General features: G+C 54.7%; 16 protein-coding genes. 11 read left to right on the top strand and 5 right to left on the bottom strand.

The genetic code is table 11. The annotated features are described in order from the left end of the window. The first annotated feature begins 857 nt into the window (after window positions 1-857). Window positions 858-2,753 carry a PrkA family serine protein kinase gene (locus tag ACLD72_RS08980; RefSeq protein ID WP_411003718.1) on the top strand — a complete coding sequence of 632 codons (1,896 nt, stop codon included), beginning with the start codon at window positions 858-860 and terminating at the stop codon, window positions 2,751-2,753. A gap of 604 nt (window positions 2,754-3,357) precedes the next feature. On the opposite strand, the gene ACLD72_RS08975 is transcribed toward ACLD72_RS08980, so the two are convergent. Further along, window positions 3,358-4,803 (bottom strand): SpoVR family protein, encoded by a 1,446-nt coding sequence (locus ACLD72_RS08975; RefSeq protein WP_411003719.1) that lies wholly within the window; start codon window positions 4,801-4,803, stop codon window positions 3,358-3,360. Beyond that, entirely contained in the window at window positions 4,800-5,960 is a 1,161-nt protein-coding gene (gene yhbH / locus ACLD72_RS08970; RefSeq protein WP_411003720.1) for a sporulation protein YhbH, read from the bottom strand. Before yhbH ends, ACLD72_RS08975 begins: the two co-directional genes overlap by 4 nt. Window positions 5,961-6,251: 291 nt before the next feature. Between yhbH and ACLD72_RS08965 the strand changes: the two genes are divergently transcribed. From ACLD72_RS08965 to narI, 7 genes are all read left to right on the top strand, one after another. Next, entirely contained in the window at window positions 6,252-6,713 is a 462-nt protein-coding gene (locus tag ACLD72_RS08965; RefSeq protein ID WP_458475716.1) for a hypothetical protein, read from the top strand. Then, window positions 6,667-6,996 (top strand): hypothetical protein, encoded by a 330-nt coding sequence (locus tag ACLD72_RS08960; protein ID WP_411003722.1) that lies wholly within the window; start codon window positions 6,667-6,669, stop codon window positions 6,994-6,996. The genes ACLD72_RS08965 and ACLD72_RS08960 overlap by 47 nt, the downstream gene beginning before the upstream one ends. Window positions 6,997-7,066: 70 nt before the next feature. Continuing rightward, window positions 7,067-7,348 (top strand): hypothetical protein, encoded by a 282-nt coding sequence (locus ACLD72_RS08955; RefSeq protein ID WP_411003723.1) that lies wholly within the window; start codon window positions 7,067-7,069, stop codon window positions 7,346-7,348. Further along, on the top strand, window positions 7,349-11,032 hold the full coding sequence (locus ACLD72_RS08950) for a nitrate reductase subunit alpha (protein WP_411003724.1): 3,684 nt from the start codon (window positions 7,349-7,351) through the stop codon (window positions 11,030-11,032). Beyond that, window positions 11,022-12,524 carry a nitrate reductase subunit beta gene (gene narH, locus ACLD72_RS08945; protein ID WP_411003725.1) on the top strand — a complete coding sequence of 501 codons (1,503 nt, stop codon included), beginning with the start codon at window positions 11,022-11,024 and terminating at the stop codon, window positions 12,522-12,524. The genes ACLD72_RS08950 and narH overlap by 11 nt, the downstream gene beginning before the upstream one ends. A 16-nt stretch (window positions 12,525-12,540) precedes the next feature. Next, window positions 12,541-13,191 (top strand): nitrate reductase molybdenum cofactor assembly chaperone, encoded by a 651-nt coding sequence (gene narJ / locus ACLD72_RS08940; RefSeq protein ID WP_411003726.1) that lies wholly within the window; start codon window positions 12,541-12,543, stop codon window positions 13,189-13,191. A gap of 19 nt (window positions 13,192-13,210) precedes the next feature. Further along, on the top strand, window positions 13,211-13,912 hold the full coding sequence (narI, locus tag ACLD72_RS08935) for a respiratory nitrate reductase subunit gamma (protein ID WP_411003744.1): 702 nt from the start codon (window positions 13,211-13,213) through the stop codon (window positions 13,910-13,912). Between the two features lie 68 nt (window positions 13,913-13,980). Here narI and ACLD72_RS08930 read toward each other — a convergent pair whose 3' ends face one another. After that, on the bottom strand, window positions 13,981-14,835 hold the full coding sequence (locus tag ACLD72_RS08930) for a DegV family protein (protein WP_411003727.1): 855 nt from the start codon (window positions 14,833-14,835) through the stop codon (window positions 13,981-13,983). A 55-nt stretch (window positions 14,836-14,890) separates the two neighbouring features. Further along, on the bottom strand, window positions 14,891-15,739 hold the full coding sequence (locus tag ACLD72_RS08925; RefSeq protein ID WP_411003728.1) for a DegV family protein: 849 nt from the start codon (window positions 15,737-15,739) through the stop codon (window positions 14,891-14,893). Between the two features lie 177 nt (window positions 15,740-15,916). Between ACLD72_RS08925 and ACLD72_RS08920 the strand changes: the two genes are divergently transcribed. Further along, window positions 15,917-16,294, top strand: a complete 378-nt coding sequence (locus tag ACLD72_RS08920; protein ID WP_411003745.1) for a DUF423 domain-containing protein — start codon at window positions 15,917-15,919, stop codon at window positions 16,292-16,294. A gap of 701 nt (window positions 16,295-16,995) precedes the next feature. Here the strand turns inward: ACLD72_RS08920 and ACLD72_RS08915 are convergent. After that, a complete protein-coding gene (locus ACLD72_RS08915; protein ID WP_251594571.1) occupies window positions 16,996-17,559 on the bottom strand; it encodes a hypothetical protein in 564 nt (187 codons plus the stop codon). Between the two features lie 221 nt (window positions 17,560-17,780). Between ACLD72_RS08915 and ACLD72_RS08910 the strand changes: the two genes are divergently transcribed. Both ACLD72_RS08910 and sufC read left to right on the top strand, forming a co-directional pair. Continuing rightward, window positions 17,781-18,251, top strand: coding sequence for a Dps family protein (locus ACLD72_RS08910; protein WP_411003729.1), 471 nt, complete (start codon window positions 17,781-17,783; stop codon window positions 18,249-18,251). A 254-nt stretch (window positions 18,252-18,505) separates the two neighbouring features. Then, a complete protein-coding gene (gene sufC / locus ACLD72_RS08905) occupies window positions 18,506-19,288 on the top strand; it encodes a Fe-S cluster assembly ATPase SufC (RefSeq protein ID WP_251594567.1) in 783 nt (260 codons plus the stop codon). Window positions 19,289-19,297: the final 9 nt, after the last annotated feature.

The raw sequence follows: 19,297 nt of genomic DNA, 5'->3' as shown, positions 1-19,297 counted from the left end.
CATCATGCTAGCGTTATTTCCAGAATCGTCTGCTGGCTTCATCCAACCTTCTCGGTCCTGCAAACCTAACTTTTTGAACTCACATTTTACAAGGTTGTTCAAAAAGTCATCTTTCCATGACGAAGCCGTTCATGAAGTGAATTCGACGTCGAATCTTGAATTCAGCCGGGCCTTCCGGTGCTCACGTACCCAAAACGTACGCTCCGCTCCTCAGTCCCTGGCTTCATCCAATCTTCTTGGTCCTGCAAACCTAACTTTTTGAACTCACATTTTACAAGGTTGTTCAAAAAGTCATCTTTCCATGACGAAGCAAGTTCATGAAGTGGATCGGCGTCGAATCTTGAATTCAGCCGGGCCTTCCGGCGCTCACGTACCCAAAACGTACGCTCCGCTCCTCAGTCCCTAGCTTCATCCAATCTTCTCGGTCCTGGAAACCTAACTTTTTGAACTCACATTTTACAAGGTTGTTCAAAAAGTCATCTTTCCATGACGAAGCCGTTCATGAAGTGAATTCGACGTCGAATCTTGAATTCAGCCGGGCCTTCCGGTGCTCACGTACCCAAAACGTACGCTCCGCTCCTCAGTCCCTGGCTTCATCCAACCTTCTCGGTCCTGGAAACCTAACTTTTTGAACTCACATTTTACGTATCCATAATGCTGTACAAATTATAGCACAAACCTTAATCCCTACTTTTTCGATGTGAATATTTTTAGTCCGAAAACGGTCAACATCTCGGGAAAAGCCGCATAGGAATGTAATACACTTTTCTATGTGGAAGCTCCATTTAAATTCAGCTTCAGATACCAAGGCCGGGGACGCGGGAGAACCCCCAAGCGGGATACAGGAGGTACCTAACATGGACATTTTTGAACGTATAGCGGCTTACCGGGCAGAAAGCGACTCATTGTCGTGGAGCGGCACATTTAAACAATATATCGAACTTTTGGCCAAGGACCCTTCGCCGGCGATGACCGCCCATGCCAGAGTTTATGAAATGATCAAGTCTTATGGGATAGAGGAAGTTGACGGGCGGAAAAGGTATAAATTTTTCGAGCAGGAAATTTTCGGGTTGGACCGGGCGATCGAAAAGCTGGTTGAGGAATATTTTCACTCCGCCGCCCGCCGGCTGGATGTGCGAAAACGGATCTTGCTTCTGATGGGCCCGGTCAGCGGCGGTAAATCGACGCTGGTGACCCTGCTTAAACGGGGGCTGGAGAAATTTTCGCGGACAGACCAAGGGGCCGTATATGCCATTGCCGGCTGCCCGATGCATGAGGACCCGCTCCATCTCGTTCCGCATGAGCTGAGGCCCGAGGTGGAGAAGACGCTGGGCATCCGGATCGAAGGCAACTTATGCCCGGTCTGCCAGTTGAAGCTCAAAACGGAGTACGGCGGCGACATTGAAAACGTCAAGGTGGAGCGGGTGCTGCTCTCTGAGGACGAGCGGATCGGTATCGGCACGTTCAGCCCCTCCGACCCGAAGTCGCAGGACATCGCCGATTTGACGGGAAGCATCGACTTCTCGACGATTACCGAATACGGATCGGAGTCCGATCCCCGGGCATACCGGTTTGACGGCGAGCTGAACAAAGCCAACCGCGGGCTGATGGAATTTCAGGAAATGCTGAAATGCGACGAAAAGTTTTTGTGGAACCTGCTGTCGCTAACCCAGGAGGGCAACTTCAAGGCCGGGCGGTTTGCCTTAATTTCCGCGGATGAGTTGATTGTCGCCCATACGAATGAGGCGGAATATAAATCATTTATCGCCAACAAGAAAAACGAGGCGCTGCAGTCGCGGATGATCGTTATGCCGATTCCGTACAACCTCAAGGTGTCCCAGGAGGAGAAAATTTACGCGAAGCTGATCGGCCAAAGCGATATGAACCACATTCACATTGCCCCGCACGCATTAAGGTCGGCGGCGATTTTTTCCATCTTGACCCGGCTTAAGGAGACGAAAAAGCAGGGCGTTGATCTGGTAAAAAAAATGCGCCTGTACGACGGCGAGGAAGTGGAGGGCTACAAGGACGCCGATTTGAAGGAGCTGCAAAACGAGTACCTGGAGGAAGGGATGTCCGGCGTCGATCCGCGCTACGTGATCAACCGGATTTCCAGTGCGCTGATCAAGCAGGACCTGCATTGCATGGGGGCGCTCGATATTTTGCGGGCGATCAAGGACGGTCTCGATCAGCATGCCTCCATTACGAAGGAGGAGCGCGAGCGCTATTTGAACTTTATCGGCATCGCCCGGAAGGAATACGACGAACTGGCCAAAAAAGAAGTGCAAAAAGCGTTTGTGTATTCGTTTGAAGAATCGGCGCGCACGCTGTTTGAGAACTACCTCGACAACATCGAGGCGTTCTGCAACTGGACGAAAATCCGCGATCCGCTGACGGACGAGGAACTAGACCCCGATGAGCGCCTGATGCGTTCCATTGAGGAGCAGATCGGCATCTCGGAGAACGCCAAAAAAGCGTTCCGGGAGGAGATCCTGATTCGCATTTCCGCCTACTCGCGGAAAGGGAAAAAATTCGAATACAATCATCACGACCGGCTGCGGGAAGCGATCGAAAAGAAGCTGTTCGCCGATCTCAAGGATATCGTGAAAATTACGACGTCGACCAAAACGCCGGACGAAAATCAGTTAAAGCGGATCAACGAGGTCAGCAAACGGCTGATCGACGAGCACGGGTACTGCCCGGTGTGCGCCAACGAGCTGCTGCGCTATGTCGGAAGTTTGTTGAACCGCTAGGCGATGGGGTGACGGCAAAAAAGGTGGAGGGATTTTTCCCTTCACCTTTTTGATTTGAATGGAAGCCCAAGTGCTTGGTCAGCTGTCTGGCTAAAGGACTCCAGAGCCGTTAAATGGGCCAAAACGGAGGCCGCAAAAATGTAACGGACTCCAGAGCCGTTATTCTCATCAAACGTATGCAAATTCCCCCTTTTGCAGCCGAATAACGCCTTGTAGGTCCGTTACATTGGGAAATAGCCGGGAAATGTACGAATAAGGTCATTACGGTCCGTTACGGAATCGAGCTGCCATTCTAACGGTTGTCAGCGCCGTTATTTCGGTAAAATGCAGGGGAAACTAATTTTAACGGTTGCGGCAGAGTTTATTTTGCCTTTTTTCTACGGATTCGCGCCTTTTTCGTCGAATAGGCGCGATCACAACCGTTAGAAATTAAAACCCCATCTTTTCGGCTAATTAGGTGCGATTACAACCGTTAGCGAAAGACCGGAGACTCGGAGACCCGGAGACCCGAGGGCCGAACCGTCCACTCCATACGAAAGGATCGGCCATCTGATCTTGGATCTTGTAGTCCGGCACTGATTTCGGCCCACGGCTTACGTCTCCCTCACAGCATCTTCCGCTGATGTTTTTGCCCGTCGTAGGAGAACAGCGCGCGTTTGTCTTCGATCACGGTTTCCAGGTGAACGGGCCGGCCCCATAAACGGTAGACGTGGGGGAGCGTATGCTCCAAATACTTCAGGTCGAGCTCCAGGCCTTCATATTGATGCTTTAGCAGCAATTCGCCGGAGCGCAGGTAGTCGCCGTCCTGGACGATGATGTACGGGGAGCCGCCGTTGACGCGGGTGGCCACAAGCTGATCGCGGATGTGTTCCCACGTTTTGTCGGTGATTTTCCATTCCGGGCCCTGTTTCTCGAAAATGTAAAGGTCAAGGTCGCGCACCAGATCCTTGGTCAAATAGCTGCGCAGGAAGGAGGTGTCGGAATCGAGCTCGCGGACCTCAAATATTTTCTCCCGGCCCTGTCCGGGTTCCCGGCCGAAGCGCTCCTGTTCCTCTTTTGTCGGATTGTCCCAGCGCCGCTCGATATCCTCGAAAATTTTCAGCCCGAGATAATACGGGTTCAGGCTTTGCCGCGACGGCTGCACGACCGAGGCGTTCAGCTTGGCGAATTCGATCGTTTCGTCGCTGGTCAGGTCGAGCTCGCGGATAATGCGCTGATGCCAATAGGAGGCCCAGCCTTCATTCATGATTTTCGTCTCCATCTGCGGCCAGAAATACAGCATTTCCTCGCGCAGCATGCTCATGATGTCCCGCTGCCAGTCCTCCAGCGTTTCTGAGTACTCCTGGATGAACCACATGATGTCCTTCTCCGGCTCGGGGGGGAAGGAGGACTCTTTGCCTTTAGTTTTGGCTTCGGCTTCGCGCTTCTCTGCAACGTCGTCCAGCTCCCACAGGTCGTCGTATTCCTTCGGCTTGACCTGCCCCTGCCGCCCTTCCTTGGCGAGTCGCAGCTTTTCGGCCATCTGCCGGCTTTTATCGTAGCGTTTCGGTTTGATCAGCTGCGGGTCGACATGCTCCTGGATGGCCAGCACGTCATCGAGGAAGCTTTCCACCGTACCTTTGCCATACACCAGCTCATAGCGGCTGATCCGCTCGGCGGTGGCGGACATGCTTTCCACCATATCCCGGTTGGTGCCGGAGAAGCGGACGTTGTTTTTGAAAAAATCGCAATGCGCCAGCACATGCGCGACGATCAGTTTGTTTTGGATCAGGGAGTTGCCTTCCAACAGAAAGGCATAACACGGGTTCGAGTTGATGACGAGCTCGTAGATTTTGCTTAGCCCGAAGTCGTATTGCATCTTCATCTTGTTGAACGTTTTGCCGAAGCTCCAGTGCGAGAAGCGGGTAGGCATGCCGTAGGCGCCAAACGTATAAATGATCTCGGCGGGGCAGATTTCGTAGCGCATCGGATAATAGTCGAGGCCAAAGGAGCCGGCGATTTCCATAATTTCCGCGATCGCGTATTCGAGCTGCTCATGTTCGCTGTTCAACTGGCCGCACCCCCTTCGCGCTTGTGGAAAAACCGCTTCAGCGCGTTATAAACCTCGCCTTTTTCCTTGATGACGTAATACATGAATTTCTCCTGCTTGATGTTCCGGTAAGCGGACATCAAGGTGCTGCCGCGGTTGTATTGGTTGACCTCACCGTAGCCGAACAGATTGCAGCGCTTCATGAGCTCGACGATCAGCTTGGTGCAGCGTTCGTTGTCGCTCGTCAGGTTATCGCCGTCCGAGAAATGGAACGGGTAGATGTTGTAGCTGGACGGAGGGTAACGGGAATCAATGATTTCCAGCGCTTTTTGGTACACGGACGAGCAGATCGTGCCGCCGCTTTCGCCGCGGGTGAAAAACTCCTCCTCGCTGACTTCTTTGGCCTCCGTGTGGTGGGCGAGAAACACGATCTCCACCTTTTCGTACTGCCGCCGCAAAAAGCGGGTCATCCAGAAGAAAAAGCTGCGCGCGCAATATTTTTCAAATGCGCCCATGCTGCCCGACGTATCCATCATGGCGATGATGACGGCGTTACTATGGGGGACGACGACTTCCTCCCACGTTTTGTAGCGCAGATCGTCGGGCGTGATGCCGTGGATGCCCGGCGTGCCGGCCGTCGCGTTGCGGCGGAGATTTTCCAGGATCGTCCGCTTTTTGTCGATGTTGGACATGAGGCCTTTTTTGCGTATATCGTTGAAACGGTAGGATTCGGTCTCCAATTCGTCTTTGTCTTTTTCCTGAATGAAGGGCAGCTCCAGCTCCTCGAACAGCATATCCTCCAATTCCTCGATGCTGATGTCCGCCTCCACGTAGTCGACTCCCGGCCGATCGCCGGCTTTGCCGCCTTTTCCGTTATCCTTGGGACTGTCCTGGCCAAGCACATCACCGACCTCGCTGCTCCCGTCACCCTGGCCGACATGCTTTTGCTTCTGATAGTTATGGATAAACCGGTATTCCTCCAAATTGCGGAGGGGTACCTTGATGATCTGCTTTCCGTCCGACATAATGATGTTTTCCTCGGTCACGAGGTCGGGGAGATTTTGCCGGATGACTTCCCGCACCTTCTCCTGGTGGCGCTGCTGATCCTGATACCCTTTGCGGTGCAGCGACCAATCCTCTTTGGAGACGATGAAATTGTTCCGATCGGGCGTATACATGGTGAACACCTCCATATGTGGATTTACGCCAGCGCTGTGAAGTGGATGTAAATAAAGTATATTCACGGGGTGAGGCGATATGTGAGGGGTACTATACAAGTTGAACTATTGGTTATACGTGAAAGGGCAGCCGTGTGAAATGTTTCTTACCTAACTCCCGTATTTCTTTAGTTCAACTAGTATAGTTTTTATGGGGTTTTATTCTTAATAGGTATATTTCATGGAATGGGAACAAACGCTAATAAAAATTCAGGTAGGAAAAGGAAGTGGAGTGAAATGTCAGGACCCTCCTTGAGACGAGCGGACAGCCACGGTCTGATTCATGAGGCCGCGCTTGAGGAAGCCGGGGAATTGGCGGAATTGCTTGAGCGGAGCTTGCGCCGGGGCGAACGGGACAAAGCGCAGGGCATCGCTTGGATTGCCGTCGAACATTGGGAATCGCGGACGCTACAGCACGCGCAATGCGAGGAAGAGGGACTATACCTGGAAGCGGTAGAGCTGAAGCCGCAGCTTCGGGACGTGATTATCGCTTTGACCCGGGACCACGATTTGATGCGGGAATTGGTCGCCGAAATCAAAGCGCGGCTGGAGCGGGGCGAGATGGACGAGCAGGTGCTGCAGCGGTTTCAGGCGCTGATTCTGATCGATCAGATACATAACCGGGATGAAGAAGCAATGGTGGAAAAGGAATTGGAGGAGAGTCGCCATGGATCGGTTTCCGGTCCCGAAGTTGACGGCCCTGCTGCCGGATAAACCGCTGCGGGCGGTGGAACCCCGGCTGTACGAGTGCCTGACCTGCGAGCTTCGCCGGCTAAACCTGCATCCTTATGACGTAAAAGCCGGCGGGCAGGCGAGCGGACAAGGGGTTGCCGTTTACGTTCGCTATGGAGAAGGGTTCGACCGGTTGGAAGGCCGTTTTTTTTCTTGGGATATGGTCGAAAATCAAGACAAGCAAATCGGCGGTTTTATGCGCCAGGCGGCGGAACAGGTGAAAAAAACGCTGATCGCGGAGTACTACAAAAAAACGCGGCTCTAAAGTTTATGGCACGGGGGAACCGATACCCGCGGGAGGGCCGAATTCGTTCTGACGAAAAGGAAGGGTCGACATGGAAGTACATGAGCTTGACGTTTTGGCAGCGCAGGATCAGGAGGACTTGCTGGCGGTGCTGGACATGCGGTTCGGGGAGATTCCGCGCGAGACGGTGGAACGGATCGCGGCGATTCGCAAGCCGGACGAGCTGCAGCGGTTGATTCTGGCCGCTTGCAATGCTTCCGCATGGAGCGTATTTGCGGAGGAATTGCAAGCGGGAGAAGGGGCGTTTAAGCTGGTGGGCGAACGGTTTAATCCGGCGCCGCGGATTAGCGAAAGCGAAGGGGGGAACTCATAGGTGGGCGATAAGCAAAACAAGTTGCTCCAGGCGTTGAAACATTTGCGGCGCGGCGAAGTCATCAATGAGGGATGGACGGAGGAAAGCCCGCGGGGACGGGAATGGGAAAGCCTGTACCGCGGCCGCTGGCAGCACGACAAGGTCGTACGCTCCACGCATGGGGTGAACTGCACCGGTTCCTGCAGCTGGGATGTGTTCGTGAAGGACGGCATCATCACGTGGGAGACGCAGAAGACGGATTATCCGACGACAGGCGCCGATTTTCCGGAATACGAGCCGCGCGGCTGCCCGCGGGGAGCCAGCTTCTCCTGGTACACCTACAGCCCCCTGCGCGTGAAGTACCCGTATATTCGCGGGGAGCTCTACGAAATGTGGCGGGAGGAAATGGCCGCCGTAAAAGACCCCGTTGTAGCCTGGGAGAACATCGTCAGCGATCCGGAAAAAAGAGCGCGTTACGTCATAGCCCGGGGGAAAGGCGGATTCGTGCGCGGCGATTGGGACGTGGCCTGCCAGATGATCGCCGCAGCCACGATCCATACGATCAAGCGGTACGGGCCCGACCGCGTCGTAGGGTTCAGCCCGATTCCGGCCATGTCCATGGTCAGCTACTCGGCGGGAACCCGGTTTCTGTCGCTGATCGGCGGGACGATCCTGAGCTTTTACGACTGGTATGCCGATCTTCCGCCCGCTTCGCCGCAGGTATGGGGCGAACAAACCGATGTGCCGGAGAGCGGAGACTGGTACAATACGAAATATTTTATCATCTGGGGGACAAACATTCCGCAAACCCGCTCGCCGGACGCCCATTTTATGGTTGAGGCGCGTTACAACGGCACCAAGGTGGTTGGCGTGAGCCCCGATTATTCCGAATACGAGAAATTCGCCGATATTTGGCTGCCGGCCCGGGCCGGCACGGACGCGGCGCTGGCGATGGCAATGACGCACGTCATTCTCAAAGAGTTTTATGTGGATCGGGAGATCCCCTATTTCATAAATTATGTGAAAAAATTCACCGATCTTCCGTTTCTCGTCATCGTGAAGGAGGAGAACGGCATGATCCGTTCAGACCGCTTCCTGCGGGCGGCTGACATGGGCGATGGACAGGAGCTTGCCGAATGGAAAACCGTTGTCTGGGACACAGCGTCGGGGAAACCGGAGGCACCGAACGGGAGCGAAGGGTTTCGCTGGGATCAAAGCAGCCGCTGGAACCTTGATCTGAACAAGCCGGACGGAACTCCAATCGACCCGCAGCTGACATTTATCCAGGATGCCGACGGAGTCGTGCAGGTGGATTTTCCGTATTTTGCGGAAAAAGAGGGGCAAACAGTGCGGCGCGGCGTCCCGGTCAAAAACTTGCAAAGCCCGTCGGGCGAGACGTTTAAGGTGACGACGGTGTATGACCTGATGATGGCCCACGCCGGCGTTCCGCGCGGCCTGCCTGGCGATTATCCGGCCGATTACGACGATATGAAGCCTTATACGCCGGCCTGGCAGGAGGCGATCACCGGAGTCAAAAAGTCGCATTGCATCCAGGTGGCCCGCGAGTTTGCCGATAACGCGGCCAAAACCGGCGGCCGTTCGATGATCGCCATGGGCGGGGGGACCAATCACTGGTTCCACAGCGATCAGATTTACCGCTCGATCCTGAACCTGGTGATGCTGACCGGGGCGCAGGGCGTAAACGGAGGCGGCTGGGCCCACTACGTCGGCCAGGAAAAAGTGCGCCCGCTGGAGGGCTGGCAGCAGATCGCTTTTGCCGGTGACTGGATCCGGCCGCCGCGGCTGCAGAACGGCACGTCGTATTTTTACTTTGTGACGGAGCAGTTCCGCTATGAGGTGCGCGCGAATGAAGAGCAGGATACGACCTGGGGCGGCCGGTACGGCAAAATGCATCCGGCCGACGTCAATGCGCTGGCCGTGAGGCTCGGCTGGCTGCCATCGTTCCCGCAATTCACCCAGAATTCCCTCGATCTGGCCCGGCAAATGCGCGAAAAGGGGCTGACGGACGATCAGGAGGCCGTGCGGGAAATCGCCAGGATGGCGGCGGAAGGCGAACTCGACTGGGCGATCGAGCATCCGAACGACCCCCGCAACTTTCCGCGGGTGTTCTTCAACTGGCGCTCAAATCTGCTGGGGGACAGCGGCAAAGGCCATGAATATTTCGCCAAACATTTGATCGGGGCGGATGGTCAGGTGCTAACCGACCCGAGCCACTCCTGGCGGCCGGAGGCTGTGCACACCGACGATGTGCCGCCGGAAGGCAAAACGGATCTGTTCGTCAGCATCGATTTTCGCATGACCAGCTCCGGGCTGTTTTCGGACATCGTGCTGCCGGCGGCGACCTGGTACGAAAAACATGATTTGAGCAGTACGGACATGCATCCGTTCATCCATCCGTTTAATCCGGCGATTTCGCCGCCATGGCAAAGCAAAAGCGACTGGGACGCGTTCCGGGAGATCGCCAAGACGTTTTCCGAGCTTGCGGAGAAACATCTCCCCGCCTGCGAAGACGTGATGATGACTCCGCTCGGCCATGACAGCCCGGACGAGATAGCCCAGGTGCACGGGAGGATCAAGGATTGGCGCAAAGGGGAAATCGCGGCGGTTCCCGGTAAAAGCATGCCGCATTTTCTCATCGTGCCGCGCGATTACAAGGACGTTTACGGCAAGATGATTACGGTTGGGCCCAACATCCGGAAAGGGTACGGCTCGAAGGCGGTGAAAATCCCCGGCGAGCGGGTTTACGAACAATTGCTGGCCCGGCTTGGCGCCTCGAAGCGTGAAGGCATCGGCAAAGGCCAGCCGGATTTGTATTACGACCGCCAGGTGATCGAAGCGATCCTGCTGATGTCGGGGGCGACGAACGGAGAGCGCGCCGTGGAAGGATGGCGCGACATGGAGCAGAAGACCGGCAAAAAACTCGTGGAGATCGCCCAGCCGCGCCAGGAGGAAGCCTTTACATTGCTCGATATCACGGCCCAACCCCGCCAGGCTATTTCCGCGCCCGTCTGGAGCGGGCTGGAGAAGGACAACCGCCGCTATTCGCCATTTACGCTGAACACCGAATACAGTATTCCTTGGCGGACATTAACCGGGCGGCAGAGCTTTTATCTCGACCATGAAATGATCCTCGACTTCGGGGAGGCTTTGCCGCTGTATTTGCCGCCGCTAAAGCACGTTCCTTTTCTTAAAGGGGAAAAAGGCGTGCCGGAGAACGGGAAATCGCTGACGCTCCGTTACCTGACCCCGCACCAGAAGTGGGGCATCCATACAATGTTCACCGACACCAACCAGATGACGACCCTGTTCCGCGGCTGGCAGGTCGTCTGGCTGAACGAGAAGGATGGGGCTTCCATCGGGATCAAGGACAACGATTGGATCGAGGTATACAACCGCAACGGCGTCGTCGCGGCCCGGGCCGTGCTGACATACCGGATCCCAGAAGGCATTGCCTACATGTATCATGCCCAGGACCGCACGCTGGGCGTACCCGGGACGTCAATCACCAAGCAGCGCGGCGGTACGCATAACAGCGTGACGCGGATTACGCTCAAGCCGACCCACATGATCGGAGGCTACGCTCAGTTAAGCTACGGGTTCAACTATTACGGTCCAACGGGAAACCAGCGCGATACGCTGACCATCATCCGCCCGCTGAAGGAGGTAGATTGGCTTGAGGATTAAAACGCAGGTTGCGATGGTGATGAATCTGGACAAATGCATCGGCTGCCACACCTGCTCGGTCACCTGCAAAAATACCTGGACCAACCGCCCCGGCACGGAGTACATGTGGTACAACAACGTGGAGACGCGGCCGGGCCCGGGTTATCCGAAGGAATGGGAGGAGACGGGCAAATATAAGGGCGGTTGGGTGCTGCGCGGCGGTAAGCTGGCGCTGCGTGCCGGAGGCCCGATCACCAAGCTGGCGAACATTTTTTACAATCCGAACATGGCCGATTTGGACAACTTCTATGAACCTTGGACCTATGATTACGACAACCTGCTGCACAGCCCAAAGAGCAAGCATCTCCCGGTCGGTCGGCCGGTGTCGCTGATTACGGGCGAGTATATGGACAAGCCTGTATGGGGGCCGAACTGGGATGATGATTTGGCCGGCGGCAGCGAAATCGTGCCACTCGATCCCAACGTCAAAAAGCTGCAGGAGCATATCGCCTTGGAATATGAAAAAACGTTCATGATGTACCTGCCGCGAATCTGCGAGCATTGCCTCAATCCGTCTTGCGTTGCTTCGTGTCCGTCCGGCGCGCTGTACAAACGCGACGAGGACGGGATCGTGCTGGTTGACCAGGAGGCTTGCCGGGGGTGGCGGTTCTGCATGAACGGCTGCCCGTACCATAAAGTCTATTACAACTGGAACACCCATAAGGCGGAAAAATGCAATTTTTGCTACCCGCGCACGGAGGCCGGACTGGCGACGATCTGCTCCGAGACGTGCGTGGGCCGGATTCGTTATATCGGCGTTGTCATGTACGATGCCGACCGGGTAAAAGCCGCCGCCTCGGCAGAGAATCCGCAGGAGTTGTACGAATCGCAGCTCGGCGTTTTTCTGGATCCGTTTGATCCGGAGGTCATCAAGGAAGCGAGAAGAACGGGGATCACGGATGCTTGGATCGATGCGGCCCAGCGCTCTCCGGTTTACAAACTGGCGATGAAATGGAAGGTGGCGCTGCCGCTGCATCCGGAATACCGCACGTTGCCGATGGTTTGGTACGTACCGCCGCTTAGTCCGATCATGAACCATATCGAGGAGGACGAGCTGCAGACGGACATGTACATCCCGGCGGTCGATCAGATGCGGATTCCGCTGGAATATTTGGCTTCCCTGCTGACGGCGGGAGACACGAAAGTGATCCGGCGGGTGCTGCTGAAGATGACGGCGATGCGCGTATTGATGCGGGACCGTGCGGTCGGCGGCTTGGACGAGCTGAAGCGCAGCAAGCTGCTCAGGGAGGCGGAAACCAGCGTCGAGGAAATCGAAGAGATGGCCCGTTTGTTTGCCGTAGCCAAGCACAACGAACGTTTCGTCATTCCGACAGGCCGGCGGGAAATGATCGGCGAAGCCGGGCTGCATTACCGTCAGGGAGCTTGCAGTCTGGAGGGCATCACGCCGGAGGAAGGATTTTTGCCGCAACGGTTTGCCAAAGAAGACAGATAGAGCAAGGAGGTTGGCGATGGAAGACAAGCAAATCAGTTTGATATTTGCGGCCAGACTGCTCGGATATCCGGAGGACGACTTTCCGGAAACCGCGCGGAGCATGCTGGAAGCGGTCCGGGAAGCCGGGAGCTCGTTGCTTACGGAACGTCTTCAGGAGACAAGCCGCCCGCTGTTATCCTGCCCGCTCAGGGAGCTAAGGGAGCAGTATGTTTGGGCCTTTGACTGGAAGGAAAAAACCGGACTGTATCTCACCGCGCACGAGCTTGGGGACAGCCGGGAGCGCGGCGCGGCGCTGATTCTCCTGCAGCAGATCATCAAGGACGCCGGTTTTGCCGCCGCTGCAGGCGAACTGGCCGATTATATGCCGCTCTTGTACGAGCTGCTGGCCGTGCGTCCGGATCATGTCCACGTCCGGGCTTTGGAGCTTCGGCTCGCCGTCGCCACAAAGCGGATTTGCGAGCATTTGGCGGAGGACAACCCCTACCGGGAACTGCTTCGCCATCTCGTGGCGGACGTTTTTGGCGAACCCTCGGAGGAAGATGTCCGCCGGTTTACGGAGAAGCGGGAGCAGGCGGACCACGGCGAGCTTCCTTACCCGATTCTGTACGGTATGGATGGAACCGCCCGAACTGGAGCAGATTTATCGTTTTTCCAAAGATGCAACTGAATGAATGGGGGGTAGCTTCATGACCGGATTGTTCTGGTGGGTCGTTTATCCGTACATCGCCCTGGCGGTGATGATCGTCGGATTGTTATACCGGTTTGCCTTCCGCCAAGTGAGCTGGACCGCTCCTTCGACGGAAATGTTTGAGAAAAAATGGCTGCGGCTCGGCTCCATGATCTTCCATTACGGCATCATCTTCGCCTTTATCGGCCATGTGATGGGAGTGTTAATTCCGCGAAGGGTATACCATGCCATGGGCGTGAGCGATGAAACGTACCACATCTTTGCGATTGCCGGAGGCGGGCTGGCGGGAATCATGGTGGTGCTGGGGCTGATTATTTTGCTGATTCGCAAAATAACGAACCGGCGCGTGCGCGCCCACGCCGGATTTGCCGATTATTTTACGGTGATCCTGCTGCTGATCGTCGCCGCCAACGGCACCTTTATGACGCTCGTATACAACACGACGGTGGCCGCTTACGAATACCGCACTACCATCGGTCCATGGTTTCGCAGTTTGCTGGCGCTTCGGCCGGATTATCGCCTGATGGATACGGTTCCGTTCATCTTCCAGTTGCACGTTCTTTCGGCGTTCCTGTTGTTCGCCTCGATCCCGTTTACGAAGCTCGTGCATATGTTTTCGCTGCCGGTCCGTTATCCGGCCCGGGCGCCGCAGCAATACCGCTCGCGGGTCAGCTACAAACGCGGCAAGCCGCAAACTTAGGCGGAAAACCCATAGAGTCATGTCCTGACCGCCTCACGGGGGATGAAGGACATGACTCTATTTATACGTCAGCTTGTCTTTTTCGTATACAGGATGCCGATCGTTTTGGCGCCGCAATGGCTGGAAATGACACAGCCGGCATTAGAGACGGCGACGGTCTTGGCCCCGGTTCTGGCCTCAAGCTCTTGCTTCAGCTTGGCCGCGTCCTCATCCGCCAGGGAATGGGTGACAAAGATAATGTCGTTATCCATATCGTTCAAGCGGCTAAGCGCGTTGTTCAGCAGCTGGTCGAGCGCTTTTTCCCTGCTGCCGCGGATTTTGTAGGCCGGGGTCATTTTGCCGTCCACCACTTTGATGACCGGGCGGATTTTGAGCAGGCTGCCGATCAGGTTTTGCATGCCGGAGCAGCGCCCGCCTTTGTACAGGTACTCTAGCGTATCGATGACAAACTCCGTTTCGACCTGGGGCCGAACCGCGGTGAGCAGGCCGATGATTTCGCCGACGCTTTTGCCTTCCGCCGCGGCCTGCACCGCCTTCATTACCTGAAGGCCGATGCCGGTCGATAAATTAAGCGAGTCGAATACGGTGACCGCCCCTTCCGGGAATTCCTCCGCCGCAAGCAGGGCGTTTTGGTATGTAGAGGACAGCTCCGAAGACAAGCTGATGCATAGAATTTGCTGCCCTTGTTCGACATAAGGGGAGAACGCCTGAATGAAATCGGCCGGCGACGGCGCGGCCGTCTTCGGCAGCTTGCCGGTCTCGCTGACTTTGCGGTAAAGATCGGGCACGCTCAAATCGACGCCGTCCTTGTACGTTCGGTCGGAAAAAGTGACGTACAGGGGAACGATGCCAATTTCGTGCCGCTTGATCCAATCCTCCGGCAAATCGCAGGTGCTGTCCGCGAAAATTTTGATCGATGCCATAGTGATCCTCCTATAAGTTGTGGCCTTTCTGGAAAAGCCTGGCCTAGGCGGCCGGTTATTTTTTCGTGTACATAATGGCGACGGTGCCGGGCCCGCAGTGACTGGAAATGACGCAGCCCGCTTCGGATATTGCCACCTCCCGCGCTCCCGTCTGCTCCCGCAAAATCGCGGCCAAACGCAGCGCCTCCTCTTCGGCCAGCGTGTGCGCGACGATAATCAAATCGTTATCCATGTTGTCCCGGTCGGCCAAAGCATTGTCCAGCATTTGCTGGACCGCCTTCTCCTTGCGGCCGCGGACCTTGTAGGCCGGGATGATGTTCCCGTCCACCAGCTTGAGCACGGGCCGGATCTGGAGCAGGCTGCCGATAAAGTTCTGCATGCCGGAGCAGCGTCCGCCTTTATACAAATATTCCAGCGTATCGATGACAAATTGCGTTTCCACCTGCGGCCGGATAGCGCTGACCAGCGCGGCGATTTCACCGGCGGTGCGGCCTTCCGCGGCGGCCTTGACCGCTTTCATAACCAACAGGCCGATGCCGCTGCATAAAGTTTGGGAATCTACAACGTGAATCCGCCCTTCCGGGAACTCTGCGGCGGCGATCAGGGCATTTTGATAAGTCGATGAGAGTTTGGATGAAAGGCTGATATAAACGATGTCCTGCCCGCGCTCGATATAGGGGCCGAAGGCGTCCATAAAATCTTTGGGCGACGGGGCGGTCGTTTTCGGCAAACTCCCGGCAGCCTCGACCCTCCGGTAAATACCGACCGGCGTGATATCCACCCCGTCCCGGAACATCTCGCCGCCAAACACGACATATAAAGGAATAATTCCGATATCATAGCGGGGGATCCATTCTACGGGCAGGTCCGAGGTACTGTCAGCGAAAATTTTGACGTTTGCCATAAGCATCTCCTTGATTATATTGTTCGATTATTCTATTTTATCAAAAAGCGGAAGGCAAGGGAAAGGCAGCGGTCATAGCCTTCATTTCCGCTAGCTGTAGATATCGGACGGATGGTTGAGGTAGAATGAACATGAATGAATCTTGGCGAAATGGACAAACAAGGGGAGGCGAAAAAAATGCGGCGCACCTATGCCGGAATCGGAGCGGTCATCATGCTGCTCGCCGTTGCGCTTGGCGCATTCGGAGCCCATATGTTGAAGGCGAAAATCGGCGAAACGGCCATCGGCACCTATGAGACCGGAGTACATTATCAGATGATTCACGGGATCGCCATCCTGCTGACGGCGTTTTTTGCCGGGCAGTGGGGGGAATCCGGGCGGCTTCGCTGGGCGGGCCGGCTTTTTCTGCTCGGCGTCATCCTGTTCTCCGGCAGCCTGTACGGATTGGCTGTATTCCATTGGACCTGGCTTGGGCCGGTTACGCCGCTCGGCGGCGTTTCTTTTATCGCCGGTTGGCTGTTGCTTGCGCTGGAGGCATGGAGCAAGAAAGACTGACCGGACCATCCGGTAGCAACGGAAAAAGACGGCTGAAGGGCTCCACGGCGGAGCGGGTTCAGCCGTCTTTTTGAAATTGATAGAATTTATAACTCAGCTTTTGGTGCGACCAGAACGAAATCCCATGAACTGCAAAAGTGCAGGCGGATTTCGTCGAAATTCCTCGAAATAGGCGGCTCAGCTGCAAAAGTGCATTTCACTTCCGGTCAAAAGTCCCTTATTTATCAAACAGCTCCTAAAGAGATGCACTTTTGCATTTCAATCGCTCTAAAATGGTGATTTACGGAAAATAGAATGCACTTTTGCAGTTGATCTCATCTCAGCGGGCACTGGCGTTGCATTAACTGGGAAGTGATCATGTTTTCAAGCCGATAATGCGCCTGACGGAAATCTAACGGTTGTAGCAGCGGCTAATTTGCGAAAAAAGCCTTTTTCAAAACTCTAACGGTTGTGATCGCCGTTATTTGCCTGAATCTAAGCATACTAAGCCGGAATTCAGTGAAATAAGCGCTATGGCAACCGTTACAATTTAAAATCAACGTTTTTGGAACAAATAACGCTTGTGGCAACCGTTAGAATATTGGTGTGGCTAAAAATGTATCTTGTCAGATTTAATGCAATGCTAGTGCTCAGCGAGCCGCCCTTCTTCCCAAGAAAAACGATAAGCTCGGCTGAATGACGTTAATCGTCCATTTCCTAGATCAAGTATCCAAGAAGTCGATAATTTCGCTCAGCTTCAGGTTATAAACCTGCTTTTCGTCCACATGATACACGTTCAACGCGTACGTTTCCGGCAGGAAATTCAAAATCCGGCAGGGGATGCTCATCCGTTCGCCGTTCCGGTTGACGTATAACCGCACCAGCTTGTTTCCCGTAATGTAACTCTGAATCCACTTCTGAAATTCCTCGCTGGAGGCGAAGTCCCTAAAGCCGCTGGCGGCTTGATCCGGGGCGGGAGCTTTCGCCTTTGGCTGGGGTTCGCTTTTTTTGCCGTCAGCGGGTGTGTTGTTGCTTGCTTCCGATTTTCCCAAGCGCTTATAGGTCTTGGAAATAAAGGACTGCTTCCGGTTGGCAAGCAGCGATTCGATGATTTCGCCCAGCTCAATTCCCGAATTAATCCGGAAATCTATGATGTCAGGCCCGTTGTTCAATATTTGCAGCAGGTTCTGCAGCGCCTGTCCGTTCGTTTTGCTCCGAATCAACACTTCCACGTTAAATAAGTAACCGGATTCATCCTCATGATGCTGTTCAGTTTGCTTGTCCATAGTTCCCCCATAAAAGTCGTGTTCGGTTTGACTTCATTATAATAGCACCGCTCAATAAACAATCATAGCCCTAAATTCCCAAAAAGAGCACGGAACAAAATTTGGAAGCCTTTTACAATGGTCCAAGGGTCCGAATGAATCGAACCTGTTTCGTAAACACTGGTTATGGGTAATAAATAAGCGAGCATACTCTATTCTAAGATAAAGGTAGGGGATGAATCATGGCGCAATCGGATGCCAAACAAGCAGGCAAGTCGAATAAGGCCCTGGAGCAGATGCTTAACGCACAGGTGGCCAATTTGAACGTTTTATACGTCAAGCTCCATCATTTTCATTGGTATGTTCAAGGCGGGACTTTTTTTACCCTGCATGCCAAATTCGAACAGCTATATAATGAAGCCACGGAGCAGATGGACGCCATAGCCGAACGGATGCTGGCCCTGAAGTGGAAGCCTGCCGCAACGTTAAAGGAATATCTCGAACTGGCCTCCATCCAGGAGGCGGCGGGGCAGGATGACCCGCAGACCATGGTGCAGAGCTTGATCGAGGACCTTGCCACCTTGGCGGAGTCGTATCATGAGGCGATCGATTTGGCCGATCAGGGCGGCGATGATGCCACCAGCGACTTGTTGACGGGGTACAAAAGAGATTGGGAAAAGCACATGTGGATGCTGCGTTCTTATTTGGGCTGATTGTAGGAACGCTTTAGTCAGCTACCCTTGCATTAGAACAGGGCTTGGCCGTCATGAAGAGGGCCGAGCCTTTTTCGTATGACGGTATGTCCGCCAGCGTACGTTGATTATGCATACAAAGTAGGTTAGAATGAAATGAGAATCAATGAGAATCACTTAGAATTATTCTAATGTGATAATTGTTATGTTATAATGGCAAAAACAAAGGGCAGCGTCCCTGGCTAAACTCTCGTATGATGGAAGGAGCAGGAAAAATGGCTACGCATTTTGCTGTGGAAGGTCTTAAAGCGACGATTGAAGGGAAGGAGATCCTGAAAGGGATCGATCTTGAGATAAAAGGCGGAGAAATTCACGCGATCATGGGTCCGAACGGAACCGGGAAAAGTACGCTCGCATCTGCCCTGATGGGGCATCCGAAATATGAAGTGACGGACGGCAAAGTTACTTTGAACGGAGAAGACGTGCTGGAGATGGAAGTGGACGAGCGTGCCCGGGCCGGCATGTTCCTGGCCATGCAGTATCCGAGTGAAATCGCCGGGGTGACAAATTCCGACTTTTTGCGCAGTGCGATCAACGCCCGCCGCGAAGAAGGCAATGAAATCTCGCTGATCAAATTCATCCGTCAAATGGAAGGGCAGATGAAGGTGCTGGAAATGAATCCGGAATTCGCCCACCGCTATTTGAATGAAGGTTTCTCCGGCGGGGAGAAAAAGCGGAACGAAATTTTGCAAATGTTGCTGCTTGATCCGAAACTCGTCATTCTCGACGAAATCGACTCCGGTCTTGACATCGATGCGCTGCGCATTGTGGCGGGCGGCGTCAACTCGATTCGCAACGAGGACCGCGGCTTCCTGATCATCACCCACTATCAGCGCCTGCTGAACTACATCAAACCGGACTTCGTGCACGTGATGATGCAAGGGCGCATCGTTAAATCCGGCGGCCCTGAGCTGGCGGAACGTCTGGAGCAGGACGGTTACGATTGGGTTAAAGAAGAGCTTGGCATCGTGGACGAAACGGTCGGTCAAGAAGCCTAAGCGGAAGGA

It is taken from the genome of Paenibacillus lacisediminis (genome assembly GCF_046567315.2).
This window is presented reverse-complemented; position numbering and strand designations above follow the sequence as displayed.

Bases quoted from the DNA above. Each gene is read 5' to 3' on its own strand.
- narJ (WP_411003726.1), top strand. From the start codon at position 12,541: ATGGAAGACAAGCAAATCAGTTTGATATTTGCGGCCAGACTGCTCGGA.
- narI (WP_411003744.1), top strand. From the start codon at position 13,211: ATGACCGGATTGTTCTGGTGGGTCGTTTATCCGTACATCGCCCTGGCG.
- ACLD72_RS08910 (WP_411003729.1), top strand. From the start codon at position 17,781: ATGGCGCAATCGGATGCCAAACAAGCAGGCAAGTCGAATAAGGCCCTG.
- ACLD72_RS08930 (WP_411003727.1), bottom strand. From the start codon at position 14,835: ATGGCATCGATCAAAATTTTCGCGGACAGCACCTGCGATTTGCCGGAG.
- sufC (WP_251594567.1), top strand. From the start codon at position 18,506: ATGGCTACGCATTTTGCTGTGGAAGGTCTTAAAGCGACGATTGAAGGG.
- ACLD72_RS08915 (WP_251594571.1), bottom strand. From the start codon at position 17,559: ATGGACAAGCAAACTGAACAGCATCATGAGGATGAATCCGGTTACTTA.
- ACLD72_RS08920 (WP_411003745.1), top strand. From the start codon at position 15,917: ATGCGGCGCACCTATGCCGGAATCGGAGCGGTCATCATGCTGCTCGCC.
- ACLD72_RS08960 (WP_411003722.1), top strand. From the start codon at position 6,667: ATGGATCGGTTTCCGGTCCCGAAGTTGACGGCCCTGCTGCCGGATAAA.
- ACLD72_RS08925 (WP_411003728.1), bottom strand. From the start codon at position 15,739: ATGGCAAACGTCAAAATTTTCGCTGACAGTACCTCGGACCTGCCCGTA.
- ACLD72_RS08980 (WP_411003718.1), top strand. From the start codon at position 858: ATGGACATTTTTGAACGTATAGCGGCTTACCGGGCAGAAAGCGACTCA.
- ACLD72_RS08955 (WP_411003723.1), top strand. From the start codon at position 7,067: ATGGAAGTACATGAGCTTGACGTTTTGGCAGCGCAGGATCAGGAGGAC.
- yhbH (WP_411003720.1), bottom strand. From the start codon at position 5,960: ATGTATACGCCCGATCGGAACAATTTCATCGTCTCCAAAGAGGATTGG.